Consider the following 19480-nt stretch of genomic DNA (forward strand, 5'->3'; position numbering starts at 1 on the left):
TAAAGCCAGTCTTGGAGAAAGTTTTCTCATGAAGCGGGTGACCATGATGGACATCGCACGAGAAGCGGGCGTTTCCAAGAACGCCGTTTCACTCGCCCTACGCAACGATCCCCAGATCCCCGAAAAGACGCGTCAGCGGATCCAGGCGATCGCTGATCGCCTCGACTATCGCAAAGACCCCGTTGTAGCGCAGCTCATGGCCCGTCTGCGAACGACCAGCGAGCCCGAGGGCAATAAAGCGACACTGGGATTGATCAATGCTAACGAGAAGGGTGATGCCTTTACGAATCACCCCACCATCCCCCGTTATGTCGAAGGCTGCCGTCGACGTGCCAGTCAGCTCGGTTACTCCCTCGACACCTTCTGGCTCTATGATCCCGAGATTAACGCGACCCGTCTTCAACGCATCCTTCGCGCGCGGGGCATTCGCGGCCTTCTCATCGTCGGGCTGATGAACCGCAATCGCCTCCCGGAAGAGTTCTCCGAAATCTGGGAGAGCTTCCCCTGCATTGTCACTGGCGTGCGCACCCGTAAACCCGCAATTTCCTTCGCATCAACCGACCATCACATCATCACCCTCCGGGCCTTTGAACACGCTTTGGAGCTCGGCTACCGTCGACCCGGGCTGGTTCTGGACCGAACCATTGACCTTCTCGTCGAAGGTCGATTCTCCGCAGGATATCGCACGGCCCAGGAACCCCTCCCGCGGAAAGAGCGACTCAACCCTCTGATCGAAGACCGCAAGGGTTCAGGAACGCTGAAAACTTTTGAAAAATGGCTGAAGAAGGAGCGACCCGACGTCATCTTCACTCTCTATAACGACGTCCGCGACCAACTCGAATCCCTCGGCTATAAGACTCCCGACGACATCGGTCTCATTCAGCTGGAATGGCGTCCTGACCGCCCCAACTGGGCCGGGATGAACCAGCACAATGACCTCGTTGGGGAAGCCGCCGTGGACATGATCATCAGCCTTCTGCACAGCGGGGAAAGCGGTCCACCGCCGTTTCCCCGAGCCACTCTGATTGGAGGATCTTGGGTCGATGGAATTACGGTCCGCCGTCAGGTCTCTGAAAGCGAATTGGGAACTGCCTCTTGAGAACTTCAGAATGACCTTTCGGGATCCGTGCTCTGCTCTCCTTTTGCGATGGGAGAGAGCTGGAAGCTCTCACTACTTTGCTTTTGGGGTTCTGGGTGGTTGATCTGCTCGGGTGGAGTACAGGCTGGCAGCCTGTGCTACTTTTTGGGGACCTTGACAAAGGTCGCATACACAGGCTGGCAGCCTGTGGTACTATTGAGAGACTTTCGCGAAGGTTTCGCGGAGGGACTGAGCGGAATTTCGCAAGCCCTGCATTTCTTTCGGCCAGAGGTCGAATTCCACGTGCGAGAGCACGCCTTCGCGTCCGAGCACGGTCGGAACACTGATTGAGACGTTTTTGAGGCCGTAAGCACCCTTCTGAACGCTCGAAACGGGGAGGATCTGTTGCTTGTCGAGAACGACCGAGTGGACGGTCTCGGCGATGGTGGCCCCGACGGCCCAGCCCGCTCCGCCTTTGCGGCGAATTACTTCGGCACCGCTACCTTTGGTGCGCTCAAAAATGGTTTTCTGAAAGTTCGGGTTGCACGCCTTCATCGAGGAGAGCAAATGACCAGCGACCGTGGCTGAGGACCAGATAGGCACCATCGAATCCCCGTGTTCGCCGAGAATCAGGGCTTTCACTTGCGTCGCTGGCAGTCCGAGGTCGGCAGACAAAAGAGAACGGAATCGGGCCGTGTCGAGCATGGTTCCGAGCCCGTACACTTGCTTCTCGGGAACATTCAACGCCTGCGCGGCCAACTGGGTCAGGATGTCGACCGGATTGGAAACAATGAAGAACTGTGCCGAATCCGAGTATCCAGCGGACTGGATGCTGGCAAGAATCTGCTGAAAGAGAGAAACGTTCCGGTTGATCAGATCGAGCCGGGACTCATCCGGCTTCCGGCGTAGGCCAGCAGTGATGACAAAGATGTCAGAATCTTTGGCCCGGTCGTAGTCGCCCGCGTAGATCCGTTGGTCGCCCAAGGTCGACGCACCGTGAAGAAGATCCAGTGCTTCCCCTTCGGCAAGATCAGTGTTCGCGTCCAGGATCTGAATCTCAGACACCAGCCCGGCGCACTGCAGCGCGAATGCTGCATTCGACCCGACTCGTCCGCCTCCTCCAATGATGGTAACCTTCATGATCTCTCCCTTATCGTTCTACTTTTTTTCGAGCGTCTGGAGAATTCTCTCCGAAATGACTTTAACGACCTGCTCGGCATCTTCATTGAGAACCGGGCCGCCGTCCGCTGAACCGGCACCGAGTTGGCAGGAGCAGGATTCCTTCTCAGGAGCTGCGTGAAAACCGGGGCGAAACTCGGTGTTATCGCAGAGTTCACACTCTTCCCAGTTTTCCCGGAAATCGCTCATCCCGAGCTGCTTGCGGATACCGATCAAATCCTTGGCCTGCTTACCGCTGATGGGCTTGAGCTCCTTACCGAGCATTGAGGCGAGGAGAATCGTCTGACAGTATGCATCAGTGTTCTCCATCTTCCAGTAGGCATCCTCGATGTCCTTGCCCCAAGTAATGACCCCATGGTTTTCCATGAGAACCGCTTGGTGGTCGACGGCAACTTCCCCAACGACCTTGGCATTCTCCGGTGAACCGGGGGTCTGGTAGGAAGCGGTTCCGATCGCACCGAGAAAAACTTCGGCTTCAGGAATCAAACAAGTGGGAGGAACGACCTTGGCCACGGCGTAAGCCGTTGCGTGCGGCGGGTGAGCGTGGCAGCAAGCCTTTGCCTGCGGCTGACGCTTCATAATCCCGATGTGCGTATTGACCTCACTGGTGCGCTTGTATTTCCCGGCGAGCTGGTCACCGTTCATATCGACGAGACAAATCTGTTCGGGGGTGAGGAAGCCCTTGCTGACCAGAGTCGGTGTGCAGAGGACCATATTGTCGCCAACACGGATGGTCAGGTTTCCGCCGTTTCCGTCGGTATAACCCTTTTCCCACATCCGGCGACCCATGTCGCAAATCTGCTTCTTTAGCTTTTCGACGGGAGCCGAGGTGAAGAAGGCCTGAATCTCTTGAGGAGTCTTCGGATCCTTTCCGGCGGTCCAATGATATTCGTAGTCAGGCACGATCGGCTCAGCAGGAACCGATGCGGCGGAGGCCGATGGCGTTGAGGCGGCCTTGCGCACTCCGCCCCCACGGGAAGCGGTGCGGAGGAAGTCACGGGCTCCCGGGGTCAAAATCTCTCCGGAGGATGCGATTTGGTCCGGGCAAGCGCCACTGGCAACCATCTCTTCTACGTCTTTTTGTGTAAGCAACTTTTTCATGCGTCCAATTACTAGTCTAAAATTTCTACTGAATCTAAAATACAGGCGTTGTAAGCATCGATTGGCACAGGACCATCGAACGGCTTAGTGGCTTCTCCCCCTTCGGTATATCCGATTAGATCGCCCTGGGTGGCCCCAAGATTATCGAAAACAACCGGGCTTGGCTGGCTCGAGATCATTTCCTTATCGCTCTCCAGAACCTCTTTGCGTCCCAGCGGTGAAACCAGAAGCCATCGCCCTACCGGCAGCTCGGGAATCCGGTCCGAGAGAACCACGCGTCCAATCACCCGGCCGACTTTCATCGAGCCTCCTCCTCTTCGGTCTCGTCGCAAATCCCCAGAATGGTATTCCGCAACGGAGTATTCGCCGACCCGGTTTTTACCGAGGCGGCTTCGCCGTCGGTGGTGACAAAGACACGCTGCCCGACTCCGGCCCCTTGCCAATCGGCAGCGAGAAAGACCTTCCCGTCTCCTTGCCCCGTATCGGTCAGCCCCTCGCACAGCGCCAAGCGCACGCCTTTCATCGAAGGATGCTTCACGGTGCTGTGGCCGAAGCCGATGACGCGGGCGTCGAGCATAGGTTAACCAACAACGTTCAGGGCGTCCACGAGGACGCAACGTCGGCGACGGGTAAAGGTTTGCGGGGTGGTGATGCCTTCGCCTGTGGTCGTGGCGATGGAGTAGCTCAGATATCCTTCTCCACCCAGCCCCAGGCCGGCGGTGCAAGGACCGTTCTTGACAAAAATCGAGCTATTCATGGCCTGCCCCATGCGTGTCATATGACCGACATGGCTGGTGTGAATCATGGCCGAGTGGTGATAACCGTGCTCGGATTGCACCGACAACTTAATCGCCTGGTCCATGTCCCGCACTCGCACGAGAGGAATCATCGGCATCATCTGTTCTTTCTGAACGAAGAGATGAGCCGCATCCGTTTCGGCAAAGAGCATGGGCGTTCCAGCTGCAACTCGGGCTCCACAATGCGAAGCAAGCATCTCGGGACTGGCTCCAACCAGTTTACGATTCAGGACTGGATGCGAGCATCCGCCGGCATCCTTGGAATTTGTGAAGGCTTCGTTTGTGAGCGTTTCGAGCTGTTTCGCATTCAATTGATGCCCGCCAGCCCGTTTGAAGGCGGCCACGAAATCGTCAAAAACCGGCTCAAGGATGAAGACCTGCTTCTCCCCGATGCAGAGAAGGTTGTTATCATAGGCACCCCCGGTAATGATGTCGGTGGCGGCCTTGTCGAGATCGGCGGAGACGTCGACGACGACGGGAGGATTTCCGGGGCCCGCACAGATGGCGCGTTTCCCGCTCTTCATGGCCGCAGCCACAACCCCCGGACCACCGGTCACGCAGATCAAGTCAATCCCGGAGGAAGCACAGAGCGCGTTAAAGGATTCCAGAGAAGGCTCCTCAATGATCGTCACCAAATTCTCGATACCCACTTCGCGCTCAATCTCGCGATTAAAAGCATCAACCGCCATAGCAGCACACTTGGCACCACCTGGATGGGCGTTGATCACCATCGCATTTCCAGCGGCGACCATATTGACGATATTGCCGGAAAGCGTCGGAATCGAGTGAGTGACCGGAGTGATGGTAGCGATGACCCCGAAAGGAGCATTCTCCTCCATCGAGATCCCCATATCGCCGCTCATGCCATACGGCTTCAACCATTCCACTCCAGGAACTTTGCTGAGGATCTGCAGCTTTTCGATCTTGTGATCCAGTCGACCGATTCCAGTCTCCTCGAGTTCGATCTTCCCCCACTCCTCAGCTTTGGCCGAGCACATGGCCTTAACGATCTCAATGACCTTGGCCCGGGCCGCAAAGCCCTTTTTGCGCAGGGACTCATACCCGCCTCGTGCTGCTTCCACCGCCGAATCGGCGTCGGGAAAAACTCCTTTACGATTGCCCGCCGTGGCTTTTTTGATCGCCGGCGTCGGCGTCGCTGGTTTGGAGGAGCCCGCAAGAGAGCGGCTGTTTCCGCCCATCTTGTTCAGCACCTCTGCGACGATTTCCTCAATTGCCCTCGAATCCATAATCTACTTCCGTTTACTTCTTTCCGCTGTCGTCCTCACTGCTGAGGAATACGTTTTCGCCCTCAATCTGAACCGAATCGACGATCCCAATGATCGAAGCGTCGATGGGGAGCGACTTGAGTCCCGCCCCTTGGCGAGCGGAACTTCCCTGGACAAACATGACCATCTCACCGGTGCCGGCGCCAATCGGATCCACTGCCACGAGGGTGTTGGATCCAGGCTTCAGCCGCGAGGGAGTCTCCGCATCAGCCAGCATAGGCCTCAGCAGCAACAACCGTCGGCCGCGCAGGTCTTCCTCTTTCTTCGAGGCGACAACCTGCCCGATTACCCGTGCAAGATACATGTGGGTGCCTTAGCTGGATTTGCGAGCGCCGCCAGTCTTCGCCGCTGAAGGAATGATCTTCACGGTTTCAGCTTGGGGACGGGCAATCACGTGGGCACTGACGACTTCGCCGATTTGGTTAGCGGCTTCGGCACCAGCGTCGAGAGCAGCCTTCACAGCTGCGACATCGCCGACCACAGTGGTGGAAACGAGTCCGCTGCCAACGCCCTTCATGGGGCCGGCGAGCTCAACGTCCGCAGCTTTCAGCATTGCGTCCGTGCCGTAGATCAAGGGAACAAGGCCCTTGGTTTCGAGGAGTCCGATAGATGGTTGTGACATGATATTTTCTTTGTTTGGAAGTTTTGAAGATTTGAAGTTTAGGCGTTTAGACGTTGGGAGGTTGGGACGTTGGGAGGTTGGGACGTTGGGAGGTTTTTGGGTTACTGGTTGTTTTCGATAAAGCGGCGGGTTTCGCGGGCCACAACCCACTCTTCGTTCGCTGGGATGACCCAGACCTCCGTCTTGGAGTTGTCGGCAGAGATCTTTCGTTCACCTCGTTCGCCGGATTCATTTTTGATCGGGTCGAGAACGATGCCGAGATCTTCGAGCCCAGTGAGAACCTCAGCGCGCAGGGCAGCGTCATTCTCACCAATACCCGCCGTAAAGACGATGCGTTCGGCACCGCCGAGGGTGAAGAAGTAGGTCCCGACCCAGTCCCGGACCGAGCCGGCAAGAAACTCACGAGCCAGTTGCGCTCGGTCATTCCCCTGCTCTGCCGCTTCCCGAATGTCGCGGATGTCATTGCTGACGCCGCTGAGTCCGAGAAGTCCGGATTCTTTCGTGAGGACGCGCTCGATCTCTTCCATCGAGAGCCCCAGTCGCTTGGTCGCGAGAGGGATGGCCATCGAATCCAGATCGCCCACCCGGTTATTCTGAGGCAGCCCACTCTGTGGACTCATCCCCATGCTACTGCCTTGAGCGATCCCATCGCGCATGGCCGTCACGGAACTGCTGCCACCAAGGTGACAGGAGATGACCCGAAAGTTTCGGGCTCCTTTTTCCGAAGGCCCGTTCACGTAGAGCGAACGAATGGAATCGGCCAGATCATCATAACCTGCCAACTCCGCCGAGCGCTCCGCGATGAACTTGTGGCTCGCACCGTGAAAACCGTATCGCTTCACGCCCGCTTCCGCCCATTCCTCAGGAACAGCATATCGGCGGCGCCGGGCGGGCATCCACTGATAAAAAGCCGTTTCGAAGAGAGCCACGAGAGTCGCGTTCGGCAGCTTCTGCTGAAATCCGCGGATTCCCGCAGCATACGGAGGGTTATGAGCCGGTGCCAGATCGCTGTTGTCCTCAAGCGCCTTGAGGCAGACGTCGTCAGCCGCAATGCAGCCAGTGACCTCTCCCCCGAGAACGGTTTTGAACCCGACCCCCTGAATATCGTCGGCGGATTGGATCACTCCATCCGCTTTCAATTTTTCGAGAGAATCAGCGATCACTTCAGCGTGATCGGTAACCCGTTCGTAGCCGTCCCGAGCCAGAAGCTCGGGAGCCTCCCCCTTCATTGAGAAGAGAGAATACTTGAACGACGTCGAGCCGAGGTTGGCGACGAATACCAGCATGGGGGCAGAACCGTTAAGAGACGAAAATCGACGTCCCGATCAGGAAGGCAGGAAGCTGCCCATCTTGCCAAGATCTTCGTGCGGACGCGCGATGACTTCGACGGAGACGACTTCTCCAATGGTTTTGGCTGCTTCCGCAGCGGCTTCGATACCGGCTTTCACCGAGGCGACATCGCCTTCGAAGATAGCTGTGACCATTCCACTCCCGACGGATTCCCATCCAGTCATGGATACGTCCGCTGCCTTGAGGGCGGCGTCGCATCCGGAGAAGAGCGCCACGAAGCCCTTCGTTTCGATCATTCCAATTGCTTTGTTTGCCATTATATTATCTCCAGGGATTAGATTCCGTAGGACTTCAAAAGTTCCGGATGTGGACGTGCGATGATGTTGGCGCCCACGAGTTCACCGGCTTTGGCCGCAGCTTCCGCTCCGACGTCTACCGCTGCTTTTACGCTGCCGACATCACCCTTTACGATGATGGTGAGAAAGCCGCCCCCGGTCGGGACTTGCTTGACCAGTTGGATACCCGCAGCCTTCGCCATGGCGTCGATTGATTCGACGCTTCCGACGAAACCCTTGGTTTCGATCATTCCGAGTGCTTCATTCATGATATTTCGTTAACGATTATTGAAAGAGTTCACAGTAGGTGGAGGGATTGAGCCCACACCCGTTCGATTCATCTGTGTCCATGTGGACTTCCAGTTTGAAGGAGGGGTCGATTCGGACCAACACCTTCTCAAAAACGGTCTGACAAGGACCGTGCACACGCAGCTTCATCATCTCCTCATGCTTCACTCCGTAGAATTTCGCATCGGTGGGCGACATGTGTACGTGAATACCGGCGCGAATGACTCCCTGAGGCATTTCGAAGAAGCCTTTGGGCCCCATCAGCATGCAACCGGGAGTGCCTTCGATTTTTCCGGATAGGCGAACGGGGATATCAAATCCCAAGGCCCGCGCGTCCGTGAAAGCCAACTCAACTTGATTGAGCGTCCGGCAAGGACCGAGAATCCGAAGGTTGGAGATCACTTTGCTGCGGGGACCGATCAGAGTGACCGTTTCCTTCGCCGCATACTGACCTTCTTGGTAGAGCCATTTCATCGGCGTCAACTGATGCCCCGGTCCAAAGAGAGCCTCGACGGCCTCTTGGGTCAGGTGGCAATGACGTGCACTCGAATTGACCACGAGGGGATTCGGTGCCTCTACGCTCTTCGGAAGCGGGAGTCCCATACGCTCATACACCGCACGCCGAACAATGTGCTCGATTTGGTGTCGATTCGGGGCTTCAGGGGAATTCAATGTTGCCATCTGAAACGAGATTTCTGTTTTTCCGTGGGATTTTGCAAGGTTATTCGAAGAATTTCCCAAATATTTATTTCAAAACCCAAATTTTCCCACATTCAGTCAAACTAAATCCCCAAATCCACGAAATGGATGCCTGCCTCCGTTCTCGCATGCCTTTCCAGGCATGAGCTTGTCGAATGCAGTCGTGCGATTCCCACATCACTCCAATCTCCACATCTCGGCGACGCCATTCCCTCCTCGAAATGCGGAAACCAGAAACCCGCCACCACCGAATGACTAAAGTCAATCGGCAACTTTTCGTTCTCGCATGACTTTCCAAGCATGGCTTGTCGAATGCAGTCGTGCGATTCCCGTATCACCGCAATCTCCACATCTCGGCGACGCCATTCCCTCCTCGAAATGCGGAAACCAGAAACCCGCCTCCACCGAATGACTAAAGTCAATCGGCAACTTTTCGTTCTCGCATGACTTTAGTCGTGCGATTCCCGCACCGCTCCAAACTCAAGCTCTCCGCGGCGCCTCTGCCGTCCCGAAAGGCGGAAACTAGAAACCGCCCCGCCGAAAGGGTCAGAGTCAATCGGAGACTTTTGTATCCGAAGCCACCACGACCGAACGCACCCATTGGCGAAACGGCTTCAGTTGGGTTTCGGTCGCCTCAGAATCGGTGATCCAAGTATCAATCCGATCCAAGTCGGCGAAGAAGTATGTCGATTTGAGACCGATTTTGGTCGAATCGGCCAGAAACACCGCCCTCTCAACAAAACGGAGGGCAAACGCCTTGAGATCCGCTTGGTCCTCATCGCTCTCACTGATCCCGCGCTTCAGATCGATGCCGTTGCCCGAGAAAAAGGCCGTCTTGATGCGATATCGGGTCAGAGACTGGCTGGCCATGGCTCCACCGTAGCAATCGTTCAATGAATCGAACTTCCCTCCCGTACCAATGACTTCGACCCCTTCTCTCCCTTTGAGCGCGTCAATCACACCGTGGGAGTTCGTCAACACGGTTAGATCCAGCGAGGGGATGATTTTCGCAAACTCCAGTGCAGTGGAGCTCCCGTCCAGATAGATCACGTCACGTGGCTGCAAAAACTGTTCTGCCGCTCGGGCGATCTGTTGTTTGAGAGGCAGATTCCTGACCTCCCGCTCGCGGATACCGACACTCCTCCCCGGATGGGATGTCGAAATCGCCCCTCCATGCGTACGAACGACACGTCCCTCCCCATGTAAATACTCCAAATCGCGGCGGATGGTCTCATCCGTCACCGAAAATCGAGTAGCCAGATCAACGGTACGCACCGCTCCACTTTGATCTAACAATTCGAGGATCTGTTCGTGGCGTTGACGCGGAAGCATGGCCTAAAAAAGACCGACCAAAGCAAAGGCGGGCAATCGTAAAAGGAGCTTGGGCGGGGATTTATCAGGGATCCGCTAATCCAACTCGAATGTATAACGGGTGGGACCGTGATAGAATTTTCCGGTTGAAAGATCACCGTCATCGAGAATCTCATCCACGCGGACCATTACCGCTTCATCCGTTTTCTCACCGTAGAGGCTCACTCCGGCCACTGCCCCGGCAGCATTTCGGTCCCAATCCCAAAAATCACCTGAGGGAGACTCTTGGTCAAAGCCTGGCAACCTCCCCTCCATCTCGGGAGGAATATGGCCGTGATTGTTGTCCGCTGGCCAGACGCCATTTTCTACATAATAAATCTCAAACGCATCCCGGTAGAGCCGATAGTCATTGGCAATCCGAGACGCATAGGAACTCGCCCGAACTCTCAAGAACGCAGGGATCGCTAGAGAGGCCAGCAGTCCGATAATGATCACTACAATCATTATCTCTACTAGAGTAAATCCGCCTCTTCGCGGCTTTTGAAATCGGGCACCTTCCATAGCCACCCGCCGATGCAAAACAAATTTTTAACATTTGTCCAACATCAAGTTATATCATGGAACGCTGCGAAAAGAAACCCTAATTCAGAGCAGTCGTTCTGCGAACTTTCTAAGACTCCAGTCCAAACCGAGAGCGGAACTCGAAAAGATCCAGACGACGATCCAACCGCGGGGTGACACTACCGGCCGCCCTCGAGCGGTAGAGATCTCCGATATCAAGATCGGTAACCAGTAGCATTTCCACATTACTATCCGCTTGGGCCTGAATGCCATCTCGTGCGAACTCGAAATCAGACGGAGAAAATACCGCCGCTTGTCCGTAGTGAATATCCATGGCCGGAACGGAGGGAAGATTTCCGATAATACCACTCGTCACCACGTAGACCTGATTCTCGATGGCGCGGGCCTGACTACAATACCGGACCCGCAGATACGCTTGGCGATCGTCCGTGCAATAAGGCACTATCAGCACTTCCGCACCCTGGTCTGCGAGATAGCGAGCCGCTTCGGGGAACTCTGAATCGTAGCAAATGAGAATCCCGACCTTGGCCTTGTTCGTCTGAAACACTTGAAGGGTCGATCCCCCACTGATTCCCCAATACCGCTTTTCAGCCGGAGTAATGTGAATCTTGGGCTGCAAATCGTACGTGCCATCCGGGTAGATGATCGGACTCATGTTGTAGAGCACCCCGTCCCTCTCCATCGGATGACTTCCGGCGACAATGTGGAGACCGTAGTCTTTCGCCAGAGACACCATCAGATCCATGAAAGGCTTCTCCATCTCGGCCAACTTTCGGATCCCCTCCAAAGAAGGCAGACGTCGCATGCCTTTCTGAGAGAGAAGCTGGACAGAGAAAAATTCGGGAAAGACAACCATGTCCGACCGATAGTCCGCGGCCGTCTCGACAAAATACTCCACCTGGGCGGCAAAATCCTCAAAGGTCTCGACCGATCGCACCTGATACTGAACGCAAGACACACGCATCTTGGTTCCCTCTCCATCGACTGGCTTAAAATCGGGGTTCAGCCACTCGATCAGTGTCGCCGCATTGCACGAACCGGGATCGTCCATGTAGTTCCGCAAAATTCCGCGAACCACAAAACCCTCCCGCATCTGAAACGAGAGAACGGGATCCTTGCGATCTCCCTCCTCGACCTCGCGAACGTATTCTTCCGGCGTCAACTTGTCCGAGAATTTCGAATAGCCCGACAAACGCCCGCCCCCGAGAATCCGACGGAGGTTTAGCTTTTGGCAAAGATCGCGCCGGGACTGATACAGAAATCCTCCAATTCCCTTTCCCTGATGGTCGGGATGAACAAAAACCTCGGCACCGTAGAGAGTGTCTCCTTGTGGGTTATGGTTATGGAAATAACCGGCATCGGTGATCCCCGCATAGGTATGCTGCCGATAGGGATTCGACCCCATCTCGACGATCAACGATGCGACCGCACCGACGATCTTACCGTTAATCTCCGCGAGAATCTGCCCATCCGGAAATACCGTTTGGTGCACCTTCAATTGCTCCTCGGACCACATAAATCCGGCGGCGGCAAACCCAGGATAGACCTGGCAGCAAACCTTGATCAGTTCGCTAATGTCGCGCAGCTCGGCATTGCGCACGACCAAAAGACCGTCGGGAGTTTCATGGCGTTGGAGAATCATGCCGTCAAGCAATCACGAGTGCACACTTTTGTCCACTACTGCAGAAGGCTAATTCGATAAATTTTTTCGCTTAACGCGCCCACACCCTAAGGTCCTTCTCACTGAGAATCCGAGTCCCCGATCTTTCCCAAATGCTTCGCGAATCTCCGCATGACCCAGAGATGGATCTTGGCCTGCGTAAGCGAGTAGATCCGCCATGGCAGACTCGGCTCAAATCCGTGAATCGCAGCCACCAGAAATCCTTCCTCGGGAAAAATGCGAAATTCGAGGCGTCCGGGAGGATCGGGCGAGCGAGAAAGGACGCCCCCGGTAATGTAGAAGGCCCGGCGCCGAGTCCCGTTGTTCGAGTATGGAGTCAGCTCCAACCGCAAAAGGCGCATCTTAGGCCATCGCCAATCAAAGTAGATCTGGCCCTCATTCCCTTGAGAAACGGTCAACATCCCCCAAAAGCGTTTTGTCAGCCACTCTCCATACTCCTTGGCGACCTGCTCCGCCGACCAACCCTCGGGAAGCGGCATTCTCTGGACCGAGCGCACCTGCTTGGCTTTTTTGATCTTCGGCCGATCGGAACGCTGCACGTCCTTCCGCGGATTCGGTCGCGGCCGCCCCTCCTCATCGACCGAACGCCGCAAAGATTCCTCAAACGGAACGGCCCCATCCTTGATCTGATCGAGCAGTGGATTCGGCTTTGCCTGCAAATCATGCGCCAGACTCTCGAGAAGCGGGCCGACCAAAGCCGTCGGCACCCCTCCGAACAAAGCCACCCAATGGCGCGAGAGCCCGAAAGCATTTAAGGGAAAGTCGAGGAAACGCACCTTCTTACCCAGAAGCCGACCCGTTTCCAAAATCAATTGTCGATAAGTCATTGGCTCATGACCTCCGAGATCGTAAGTCCCCTCGCCAAACTGCTCCTCCGACAAGCCAAGATCGACAGCCCGAACCACGTCGAGAATGTCAATCGAATGGGTCTTCGAGCGAACCCATTGCGGGAGGATCATCATTGGCAGACGTTGAACCAATCGAATTAACATCGTAAATGAAGAACCTCCCGGGCCAAAAACCAGTCCGGCGCGGAGAGCCACCACCGGCACCGTTCGACTCCGCAACGCTTTCTCCACCTCGAGCCGACTCTTCAAATGTGGGGAAATCGACTCTTTCCCCTCCGGCAAAAGCCCACCGAGATAGACCACCCGCTTCACGCCCGCCGCTTCCGCCGCCCGGATAAAATTATCCGCCAGCAACAAATCAAGATCGGCGAAATTCGCCTGCACCAACCGCGAGGAAGGGCTCATCGAGTGGACCAAATAGACCGCGTAGTCACAGCCTTCCAAGGCCTCAGTCACCTTGGGCAAGCTGTAGAGGTCACAATGCTTCCACTCCGTCCCGGACTCATCGGTTTCCCGTCCAGCCACCGTAGGGCTCCGCGTCAGACCTCTAAAGCGGAAATGATCCTGCAATTCCGAACGAACAAACGTTCCGACAAACCCACTGGCACCGGCAATGGCGACTAAGGGGCGTGAAGCATTTTGATTTTCATCGGCCACAAGTCACTATTCCGCGAAACAAGAAAACAATCAACCGAGCGACCACATTCCTCCTACGGGAAAAGAAAACCTCCGTTCTCGTATGACTTTCTCGGCATGAGCTTGTCGCATGCAGCCGTGCGATTCCTGCACCGCTCCAAACTCCACATCTCCGCTACGCTGTTCCCTCCTCGAAGTGCGGAAACCAAAAAACCGCGTCCACCGAATGACTAAAGTCAGTCGGCAACCTCCCCGTTCTCGCATGACTTTAGTCGTGCGATTCCTGCACAATCCCAAAACCGAACAGCTCCGCGACGCCGCAACCTCCTCCCACCACGAACGCCGAAGACCGCTTCTCCCGAATGACTAAAGTCAATCGGCAACAAAGTTCTCGTATCTTCCTAAAAATCCCGCTCGCGACTATCGATGATGATCGTCACCGGACCGTCATTCACCAGGTCCACCTTCATCTCAGCCCCAAAGACGCCGGTGGGCACCTTTAAACCAGTCAATCTTTCCATCTCCCGGGCAAAACCCTCGTAAAGAGGAATCGCCAAATCTGGACCTGCTGCCCGATTGTACGAAGGGCGTGATCCTTTTTTCATCGTCCCGAAAAGAGTAAACTGGCTGACCACCAGCACCTCGCCCTCTACGTCGACCAAGCTCCGATTCATTCGCCCCTGCTCATCGTCAAAGATTCTCAGCTTGGCCAGCCGTCCCGCGAGCCAATCCCGATCCTCTTCCGTATCCTCCCGGAATACTCCAAGAAGAACGAGGAGCCCCTCCCCGATCGAACCGACGATTTCCTTCTCTACCTCCACCGACGCCCGGGAGACTCGCTGCACCACTGCTCTCATAGAACCCATCGAAACAGCATCCCTTGCCCTGTCGAGAACCGTTCGCCTTAAATCTCAAATTCGGGATGACAACGTCCTCGTTTCGCACTAGGTTTCTTCTCCAGTGGAAACCGTCCGACTCGACAAATGGCTCTGGGCCGTTCGATTGTTCAAGACTCGCTCACAGGCGACCGAGGCTTGCCGCAAGTCCAAGGTCCGAATCAATGGGGCCCCGACGAAACCGTCATCCCAGGTCCGCGTGGGTGACCGGGTCGAGACCTCGCTGCGCGACATCACTCGCACCTACCTCGTTCAAAAGCTCACCGACAAGCGAGTCGGGGCCAGCGTCCTTCCCGAACTGATCGTCGACGAAACTCCCGAAGAGGAACATGCCCGCGCCAAAGAACGTCGGGAGAACGCCCGTTTGCAGATTCCCCGCGGCTTGGGACGTCCGACCAAGAAGAACCGCCGGGATCTGGAGAAGTTTTTCGGCCGTCCGCAAATTTAGGAACCCACCCACCGTCATCCGCCTCACGGCGGAATGCTACGAATATTTTCGGGTAACGGGATACGAGCAGTCCGTCTCCTATGGTTTGCCGGAACGCGGAGTGCATTCCTCAACAAAGGAGCGGTCTCAAAGGAACGAGGTCTCCGGACCGTTCAGCTCGGGAACTCTCCGGAAATTGTCACAAACTTGCCACGTAAATTCTATTGACGGAATATTCCACAAAGTGAATATAAAGGACCAATCTGAAACCAACCATTATTCAACCACAACGATTTCCGTGAGCACTATCTCAGCACCTGATTGCCCTCCCTGCCGTAAAAAGCTCGGATTCCTCGACCGCTTTCTCACCCTTTGGATTTTTCTGGCCATGGCGGCCGGAGTGGCGATTGGCTCTCTCTGGGGAGGTGCCGATGAGTTCCTCAATCGATTCCAAGTTGGCACGACCAATGTCCCGATCGCCCTCGGACTCATCCTCATGATGTATCCTCCCCTGGCCAAGGTCCGCTATGAGGAAATGCCCCGAGTCTTCCGGAACGTAAAGGTGCTGCTTCTCTCGCTCATTCAGAACTGGGTCATTGGGCCGGTCCTGATGTTCGCCCTCGCGATTCTCTTCCTGCACGGCCATCCGGAATACATGACCGGAGTCATTCTCATCGGTCTAGCGCGCTGCATCGCCATGGTCATCGTCTGGAACGAACTCGCTGAAGGAGACTCCGAATACGCCGCCGGTCTGGTCGCTTTCAACAGCGTATTTCAGATCCTTTTCTTCAGCGTCTACGCCTGGATCTTCATGACCTGGCTCCCCGAAGTCTTCGGTCTCGAAGGCAGTGTCGTCGCCATCACCATGGGCGAGGTCGCCAAAAGCGTCCTCGTCTACCTCGGCATTCCTTTCTTCGGAGGCATGCTCACCCGCTTTATCGGGGTGAAACTCAAAGGCCGTGACTGGTATGAGCAAACGTTCATCCCCAAGATTAGCCCCCTCACTCTCATCGCCCTGCTCTTCACCATCGTCCTGATGTTTAGCTTCCAGGGTAGCGAGATCCTGAAGCTTCCCTTCGATGTCCTTCTGATCGCCATCCCACTGACGATCTACTTTGCCATCATGTTTGTCGTCAGTTTCCTTATGGGCAAATGGGTCGGTGCCGACTACCGCCAGAGTGTGACCCTGAGTTTCACGGCCGCCAGCAATAATTTCGAGTTAGCCATCGCAGTCGCCGTCGCCGTCTTCGGCATCGGTTCCGGCGCCGCCTTCGCCGCCGTCATTGGACCCCTAGTTGAGGTCCCGGTCATGATCGCCCTCGTCTCCGTGGCCTTCTGGTTCCGCCGGAAGCTCTTTCAAAGGCAAGAAGTCGCGGGGGAATAGTGGAGCGGAATGGCGATAGCCATTTCGAAGAATTTCCGACGCCCTAAAAACCCACCGTAGAAACGGCTCTCGCCGTTCCTCTCCACGAGGAGAGATTGCATTTCCGACATTCCGGAGCAGAAGCGCGAGAGCGATTTCGAGTAGATGCCCGAGAAGATTGGATTCATCGGAGGGGCCCGTAGAAACGGCTCTCGCCGTTCCTCTCCATGAGGAGAGATCGCATTTCCGGAATTCCGGAGCGGAAGCGCGAGAGCGATTTCGAGTAGATGCCCGAGAAGATTGGATTCATCGGAGGGGCCCGTAGAAATGGCTCTCGCCGTTCCTCTCCTTGGGGAGAGATCGCATTTCCGACATTCCGGAGCGGAAGCGCGAGAGCGATTTCGAATAGGTGTCCGAGAAGATTGGATTTAGCGGAGGGTCCGTAGAAACGGCTCTCGCCGTTTCTCTCCACGGGGAGAGATCGTCTTTCCGACATTCCGGAGCGGAAGCGCGAAAGCGATTTCGAGTAGATGTCCGAGAATATCGGATTTAGCGGAGGTTCCGTAGAAACGGCTCTCGCCGTTCCTCTCCATGGGGAGAGACCGTCTTACCGACATTCCGGAGCGGAATGACGATAGCCATTTCGAAAAGCAACGGCATCGCAATCCCGTTCGCCCGAGATCGACTAACCACCGCTCGGCAAACTCACCTCGCCACGGGCAAAAACGTCCAAGGTCGTCTCCGAGAGAAAGCGATTCATCTGCTCATTTAGCTGGACGAGTTGATCGTGGAGAGGACAAGGGTCGCCGTTTCCACACCAATCGGGACCAAAAGGGCACATCAACATATCACCGCCCTTTTCAAAGAGGGAAACAATCGCCAAAAGCGAAATCTCCGATGGTGGCTTCCGCAACCAATAGCCTCCTCCGGGCCCCGGCACACTGGAGACCAAATTCGCTTGCGAAAGAACCACCAGAATCTTCGCAACCAGCTGCTTCGGCAAATTGCGCTTCAAGGCAATGTCCTGCGAACTCAATCGCCCCTCGACCGGATAGACCTCCGCGAGATGACTCATCGCCGAAATGGCGTTCTGGGATGTTTTTCCGTATTTGAACATGATCGGGTCCCTTCGGACTCCACCTCCTACCTAGTGCGAGAAAGCTTCCCCCGTCAATTAAAGAATAAAAGGTATTTAATTATTGAATTTCCATCCTCGGGAGAATACATCGGTATTTTCATCATTCACACGCACCGAAACCTGAGAGCACTCAACCGAGATATGATTTCCCAAGCACCCGACCAAATTCACGGCCATGCCGTCCTTGAGATGATGGCCCAGTCCGATCACACCTACACCCGCACGAGCCTGATCGCAGAGATCAAGGAGAACTTCGGCGACGATGCCCGCTTCGTTATTTGCTCTGGCGGAAACATGACCGCCGAGGTTTTAGTCGATACCCTGGCCGCCAAAGGCAAATTTGTTGGCACGGAGGAAGCCTTCCAGTTCGATACGGGGACAATGTGCAACCATTGATGCCCCAGCGGAGGGAGTAAAGGTCTCCTCTTTTCAACCTCTCCCCCGGATGTTGTCTTCATTTCCATCCCGCAACCGTCAACCGGTGGAAGAAACGGCTTCCCCGAAACGCTACTGGAAACTCGTGGCCGCTGGGGAACCTTACCGGCTGCTCTTTCCCGTAGGAACCCTCGTTGGCATACTCGGAGTCTCTCTCTGGCCCGCCTATGTCTGGGGCCAGATAGACTTTTACCCGGGGACGATTCATTCCCGGATCATGATCCAGGGATTCCTCACATGCTTTATCATCGGCTTCCTCGGCACGGCCTTTCCCCGTCTTCTCGGCGTCCGACGGTTTCAGTTGGAGGAAACCCTGAGTTGGACCACCGCTCTCGTTGCCGGAAGTCTATGCCATATTTTCGGGAGCTTAACCTGGGGAGATTTCCTTTTCACCCTATCCCTTCTTCTGTTGCTGGGAAGTCTCTTCGTTCGTTTTCGGAAGCGCCAGGACACACCTCCACCCGGATTCATCCTCGTCCTCCTTGGCCTGAGCTGCGCCTGGGTTGGCGGCATTCTCCTCCTCTTCGAACCCATTACCCCGGAAACCATTTCTCAGTCTTGGTTCGTATTCGCAAAACTCGCACTCAACCAAGGCTATCTCCTCCTCCCGGTTATGGGCATCGGCGCTTTCCTGATCCCCCGTTTTTTCGGGCTCCCCAATCGTCAGAATTTCCCCGAATCCCTCGCGCTTCCGAAGGGATGGATTCCCCGAGCCGCGTTTGCCCTCTTTTGCGGGATCCTGGTCATCGCCAGTTTTCTCCTCGAGACCCTTCACTACGACCGCAGCGGGTTCGGCCTTAGAGCCTTTGCCGTATTCCTCTATTTCGCTCGCGAACTTCCCCTGCATCGCGCTCAACTGAGACAAGGGGCTCTCGCGCTGGCGATGCGCCTTTCCCTTCTTTCCATCCCTCTCGGCTATCTCCTCATGGCGATCTGGCCTCAATGGCAAGGAGCACTCATCCATGTGGTCTTCATCTCCGGCTTCAGCCTCCTCACCTTTACGGTCGCCAGCCGGGTGGTCCTCGGGCATGGCGGAAGCTCCCATCTCTTCAAAGCCAAACTCGTTTCCATTTATGGGGTCACGGGACTTCTTGTCCTCGCCATGCTCACCCGGGTCAGCGCCGATTGGATGCCACACATCCGCAACTCGCACCTAGGCTACGCCGCTCTGGCATGGATCGTCGGCACCGTAATCTGGCTCATGCGGTTCTCCCCTCTCCTTCGTCGCGAAGACAAAGAGGAATAAAAGAAACTGGACTCTTCAGACCCTTCCTAGCACCGAAGTTTCAAATTTTCTTCATCGACTCCCTCTAAAGATCCTCCCAACCTACGTTTTTCCCATCGAACGACCATCGCCCGGATGGCGGAATCGGTAGACGCTGCGGACTTAAAATCCGTTTCCCGTAAGGGAGTGAGGGTTCAAGCCCCTCTCCGGGCACCACCACCACCCTTCGGCTGGCTTCGCCCTCTGACGTAGTGGGATTGCTT

Annotated in this window: 22 protein-coding genes and 1 tRNA gene; 6 read left to right on the forward strand and 17 right to left on the reverse strand. The window is 55.7% G+C overall.

Annotated elements, in window-relative coordinates; translation table 11 throughout:
• Positions 1-28 precede the first annotated feature (28 nt).
• Positions 29-1099, forward strand: a complete 1071-nt coding sequence (locus tag H5P30_RS17215; RefSeq protein WP_221774396.1) for a LacI family DNA-binding transcriptional regulator — start codon at positions 29-31, stop codon at positions 1097-1099.
• A gap of 192 nt (positions 1100-1291) precedes the next feature.
• Here H5P30_RS17215 and H5P30_RS17220 read toward each other — a convergent pair whose 3' ends face one another.
• From H5P30_RS17220 to dtd, 16 genes are all read right to left on the reverse strand, one after another.
• A complete protein-coding gene (locus H5P30_RS17220) occupies positions 1292-2218 on the reverse strand; it encodes a lactate/malate dehydrogenase family protein (protein WP_185694154.1) in 927 nt (308 codons plus the stop codon).
• An 18-nt stretch (positions 2219-2236) separates the two neighbouring features.
• Positions 2237-3358 carry a class II aldolase/adducin family protein gene (locus H5P30_RS17225; RefSeq protein WP_185694155.1) on the reverse strand — a complete coding sequence of 374 codons (1122 nt, stop codon included), beginning with the start codon at positions 3356-3358 and terminating at the stop codon, positions 2237-2239.
• Between the two features lie 11 nt (positions 3359-3369).
• Entirely contained in the window at positions 3370-3660 is a 291-nt protein-coding gene (locus H5P30_RS17230; RefSeq protein WP_185694156.1) for a EutN/CcmL family microcompartment protein, read from the reverse strand.
• Positions 3657-3935, reverse strand: coding sequence for a EutN/CcmL family microcompartment protein (locus H5P30_RS17235; RefSeq protein ID WP_185694157.1), 279 nt, complete (start codon positions 3933-3935; stop codon positions 3657-3659). The genes H5P30_RS17230 and H5P30_RS17235 overlap by 4 nt, the downstream gene beginning before the upstream one ends.
• A gap of 3 nt (positions 3936-3938) precedes the next feature.
• Positions 3939-5402, reverse strand: a complete 1464-nt coding sequence (locus H5P30_RS17240; RefSeq protein WP_185694158.1) for an aldehyde dehydrogenase — start codon at positions 5400-5402, stop codon at positions 3939-3941.
• A gap of 13 nt (positions 5403-5415) precedes the next feature.
• Positions 5416-5745 (reverse strand): EutN/CcmL family microcompartment protein, encoded by a 330-nt coding sequence (locus H5P30_RS17245; RefSeq protein WP_185694159.1) that lies wholly within the window; start codon positions 5743-5745, stop codon positions 5416-5418.
• 9 nt (positions 5746-5754) lie between these two features.
• Positions 5755-6063, reverse strand: coding sequence for a BMC domain-containing protein (locus H5P30_RS17250; RefSeq protein WP_185694160.1), 309 nt, complete (start codon positions 6061-6063; stop codon positions 5755-5757).
• 101 nt (positions 6064-6164) lie between these two features.
• On the reverse strand, positions 6165-7349 hold the full coding sequence (locus H5P30_RS17255) for an acetate/propionate family kinase (RefSeq protein ID WP_185694161.1): 1185 nt from the start codon (positions 7347-7349) through the stop codon (positions 6165-6167).
• Positions 7350-7388: 39 nt separating this feature from the next.
• On the reverse strand, positions 7389-7670 hold the full coding sequence (locus H5P30_RS17260; protein ID WP_185694162.1) for a BMC domain-containing protein: 282 nt from the start codon (positions 7668-7670) through the stop codon (positions 7389-7391).
• 17 nt (positions 7671-7687) lie between these two features.
• Positions 7688-7957: a BMC domain-containing protein gene (locus H5P30_RS17265; protein WP_185694163.1), complete on the reverse strand. Its 270-nt coding sequence runs from the start codon at positions 7955-7957 to the stop codon at positions 7688-7690.
• Between the two features lie 16 nt (positions 7958-7973).
• A complete protein-coding gene (gene pduL, locus H5P30_RS17270; protein WP_185694164.1) occupies positions 7974-8657 on the reverse strand; it encodes a phosphate propanoyltransferase in 684 nt (227 codons plus the stop codon).
• Positions 8658-9227: 570 nt separating this feature from the next.
• The gene (locus H5P30_RS17275) at positions 9228-10007 is read right to left on the reverse strand and encodes a DeoR/GlpR family DNA-binding transcription regulator (protein WP_185694165.1); all 780 of its coding nucleotides are present in this window, start codon (positions 10005-10007) and stop codon (positions 9228-9230) included.
• Positions 10008-10082: 75 nt separating this feature from the next.
• Positions 10083-10490, reverse strand: coding sequence for a type II secretion system protein (locus H5P30_RS17280; RefSeq protein ID WP_246459908.1), 408 nt, complete (start codon positions 10488-10490; stop codon positions 10083-10085).
• Between the two features lie 166 nt (positions 10491-10656).
• On the reverse strand, positions 10657-12210 hold the full coding sequence (locus tag H5P30_RS17285; protein WP_185694166.1) for a bifunctional GNAT family N-acetyltransferase/carbon-nitrogen hydrolase family protein: 1554 nt from the start codon (positions 12208-12210) through the stop codon (positions 10657-10659).
• A 98-nt stretch (positions 12211-12308) separates the two neighbouring features.
• Positions 12309-13754: an NAD(P)H-binding protein gene (locus tag H5P30_RS17290; protein ID WP_185694167.1), complete on the reverse strand. Its 1446-nt coding sequence runs from the start codon at positions 13752-13754 to the stop codon at positions 12309-12311.
• 380 nt (positions 13755-14134) lie between these two features.
• The gene (gene dtd / locus H5P30_RS17295; protein ID WP_185694283.1) at positions 14135-14590 is read right to left on the reverse strand and encodes a D-aminoacyl-tRNA deacylase; all 456 of its coding nucleotides are present in this window, start codon (positions 14588-14590) and stop codon (positions 14135-14137) included.
• A gap of 103 nt (positions 14591-14693) precedes the next feature.
• Between dtd and H5P30_RS17300 the strand changes: the two genes are divergently transcribed.
• Positions 14694-15077, forward strand: a complete 384-nt coding sequence (locus tag H5P30_RS17300) for a S4 domain-containing protein (RefSeq protein ID WP_185694168.1) — start codon at positions 14694-14696, stop codon at positions 15075-15077.
• A gap of 367 nt (positions 15078-15444) precedes the next feature.
• Complete coding sequence (gene arsB / locus H5P30_RS17305; RefSeq protein WP_246459941.1) at positions 15445-16440, forward strand: ACR3 family arsenite efflux transporter; 996 nt, start codon at positions 15445-15447, stop codon at positions 16438-16440.
• Positions 16441-17104: 664 nt separating this feature from the next.
• On the opposite strand, the gene H5P30_RS17310 is transcribed toward arsB, so the two are convergent.
• Positions 17105-17536 carry an RrF2 family transcriptional regulator gene (locus tag H5P30_RS17310; protein ID WP_185694169.1) on the reverse strand — a complete coding sequence of 144 codons (432 nt, stop codon included), beginning with the start codon at positions 17534-17536 and terminating at the stop codon, positions 17105-17107.
• Between the two features lie 162 nt (positions 17537-17698).
• Here H5P30_RS17310 and H5P30_RS17315 point away from each other — a divergent pair, with 162 nt between their 5' ends.
• From H5P30_RS17315 to H5P30_RS17325, 3 genes are all read left to right on the forward strand, one after another.
• Positions 17699-17953, forward strand: a complete 255-nt coding sequence (locus H5P30_RS17315) for a YecH family metal-binding protein (protein WP_185694170.1) — start codon at positions 17699-17701, stop codon at positions 17951-17953.
• Between the two features lie 49 nt (positions 17954-18002).
• The gene (locus H5P30_RS17320) at positions 18003-19238 is read left to right on the forward strand and encodes an NnrS family protein (protein ID WP_185694171.1); all 1236 of its coding nucleotides are present in this window, start codon (positions 18003-18005) and stop codon (positions 19236-19238) included.
• A gap of 108 nt (positions 19239-19346) precedes the next feature.
• Positions 19347-19433, forward strand: a tRNA-Leu gene (locus H5P30_RS17325).
• Positions 19434-19480: the final 47 nt, after the last annotated feature.

The sequence above is a fragment of the Puniceicoccus vermicola genome (assembly GCF_014230055.1).
GTDB lineage: Bacteria > Verrucomicrobiota > Verrucomicrobiia > Opitutales > Puniceicoccaceae > Puniceicoccus > Puniceicoccus vermicola.

What these genes read in the sequence shown, in the direction of transcription:
- H5P30_RS17215 (WP_221774396.1), top strand. Translation starts at nt 29, where the DNA reads ATGAAGCGGGTGACCATGATGGACATCGCACGAGAAGCGGGCGTTTCC.
- H5P30_RS17220 (WP_185694154.1), bottom strand. Translation starts at nt 2,218, where the DNA reads ATGAAGGTTACCATCATTGGAGGAGGCGGACGAGTCGGGTCGAATGCA.
- H5P30_RS17225 (WP_185694155.1), bottom strand. Translation starts at nt 3,358, where the DNA reads ATGAAAAAGTTGCTTACACAAAAAGACGTAGAAGAGATGGTTGCCAGT.
- H5P30_RS17230 (WP_185694156.1), bottom strand. Translation starts at nt 3,660, where the DNA reads ATGAAAGTCGGCCGGGTGATTGGACGCGTGGTTCTCTCGGACCGGATT.
- H5P30_RS17235 (WP_185694157.1), bottom strand. Translation starts at nt 3,935, where the DNA reads ATGCTCGACGCCCGCGTCATCGGCTTCGGCCACAGCACCGTGAAGCAT.
- H5P30_RS17240 (WP_185694158.1), bottom strand. Translation starts at nt 5,402, where the DNA reads ATGGATTCGAGGGCAATTGAGGAAATCGTCGCAGAGGTGCTGAACAAG.
- H5P30_RS17245 (WP_185694159.1), bottom strand. Translation starts at nt 5,745, where the DNA reads ATGTATCTTGCACGGGTAATCGGGCAGGTTGTCGCCTCGAAGAAAGAG.
- H5P30_RS17250 (WP_185694160.1), bottom strand. Translation starts at nt 6,063, where the DNA reads ATGTCACAACCATCTATCGGACTCCTCGAAACCAAGGGCCTTGTTCCC.
- H5P30_RS17255 (WP_185694161.1), bottom strand. Translation starts at nt 7,349, where the DNA reads ATGCTGGTATTCGTCGCCAACCTCGGCTCGACGTCGTTCAAGTATTCT.
- H5P30_RS17260 (WP_185694162.1), bottom strand. Translation starts at nt 7,670, where the DNA reads ATGGCAAACAAAGCAATTGGAATGATCGAAACGAAGGGCTTCGTGGCG.
- H5P30_RS17265 (WP_185694163.1), bottom strand. Translation starts at nt 7,957, where the DNA reads ATGAATGAAGCACTCGGAATGATCGAAACCAAGGGTTTCGTCGGAAGC.
- pduL (WP_185694164.1), bottom strand. Translation starts at nt 8,657, where the DNA reads ATGGCAACATTGAATTCCCCTGAAGCCCCGAATCGACACCAAATCGAG.
- H5P30_RS17275 (WP_185694165.1), bottom strand. Translation starts at nt 10,007, where the DNA reads ATGCTTCCGCGTCAACGCCACGAACAGATCCTCGAATTGTTAGATCAA.
- H5P30_RS17280 (WP_246459908.1), bottom strand. Translation starts at nt 10,490, where the DNA reads ATGATTGTAGTGATCATTATCGGACTGCTGGCCTCTCTAGCGATCCCT.
- H5P30_RS17285 (WP_185694166.1), bottom strand. Translation starts at nt 12,210, where the DNA reads ATGATTCTCCAACGCCATGAAACTCCCGACGGTCTTTTGGTCGTGCGC.
- dtd (WP_185694283.1), bottom strand. Translation starts at nt 14,590, where the DNA reads ATGAGAGCAGTGGTGCAGCGAGTCTCCCGGGCGTCGGTGGAGGTAGAG.
- arsB (WP_246459941.1), top strand. Translation starts at nt 15,445, where the DNA reads ATGGCGGCCGGAGTGGCGATTGGCTCTCTCTGGGGAGGTGCCGATGAG.
- H5P30_RS17310 (WP_185694169.1), bottom strand. Translation starts at nt 17,536, where the DNA reads ATGTTCAAATACGGAAAAACATCCCAGAACGCCATTTCGGCGATGAGT.
- H5P30_RS17315 (WP_185694170.1), top strand. Translation starts at nt 17,699, where the DNA reads ATGATTTCCCAAGCACCCGACCAAATTCACGGCCATGCCGTCCTTGAG.
- H5P30_RS17320 (WP_185694171.1), top strand. Translation starts at nt 18,003, where the DNA reads ATGTTGTCTTCATTTCCATCCCGCAACCGTCAACCGGTGGAAGAAACG.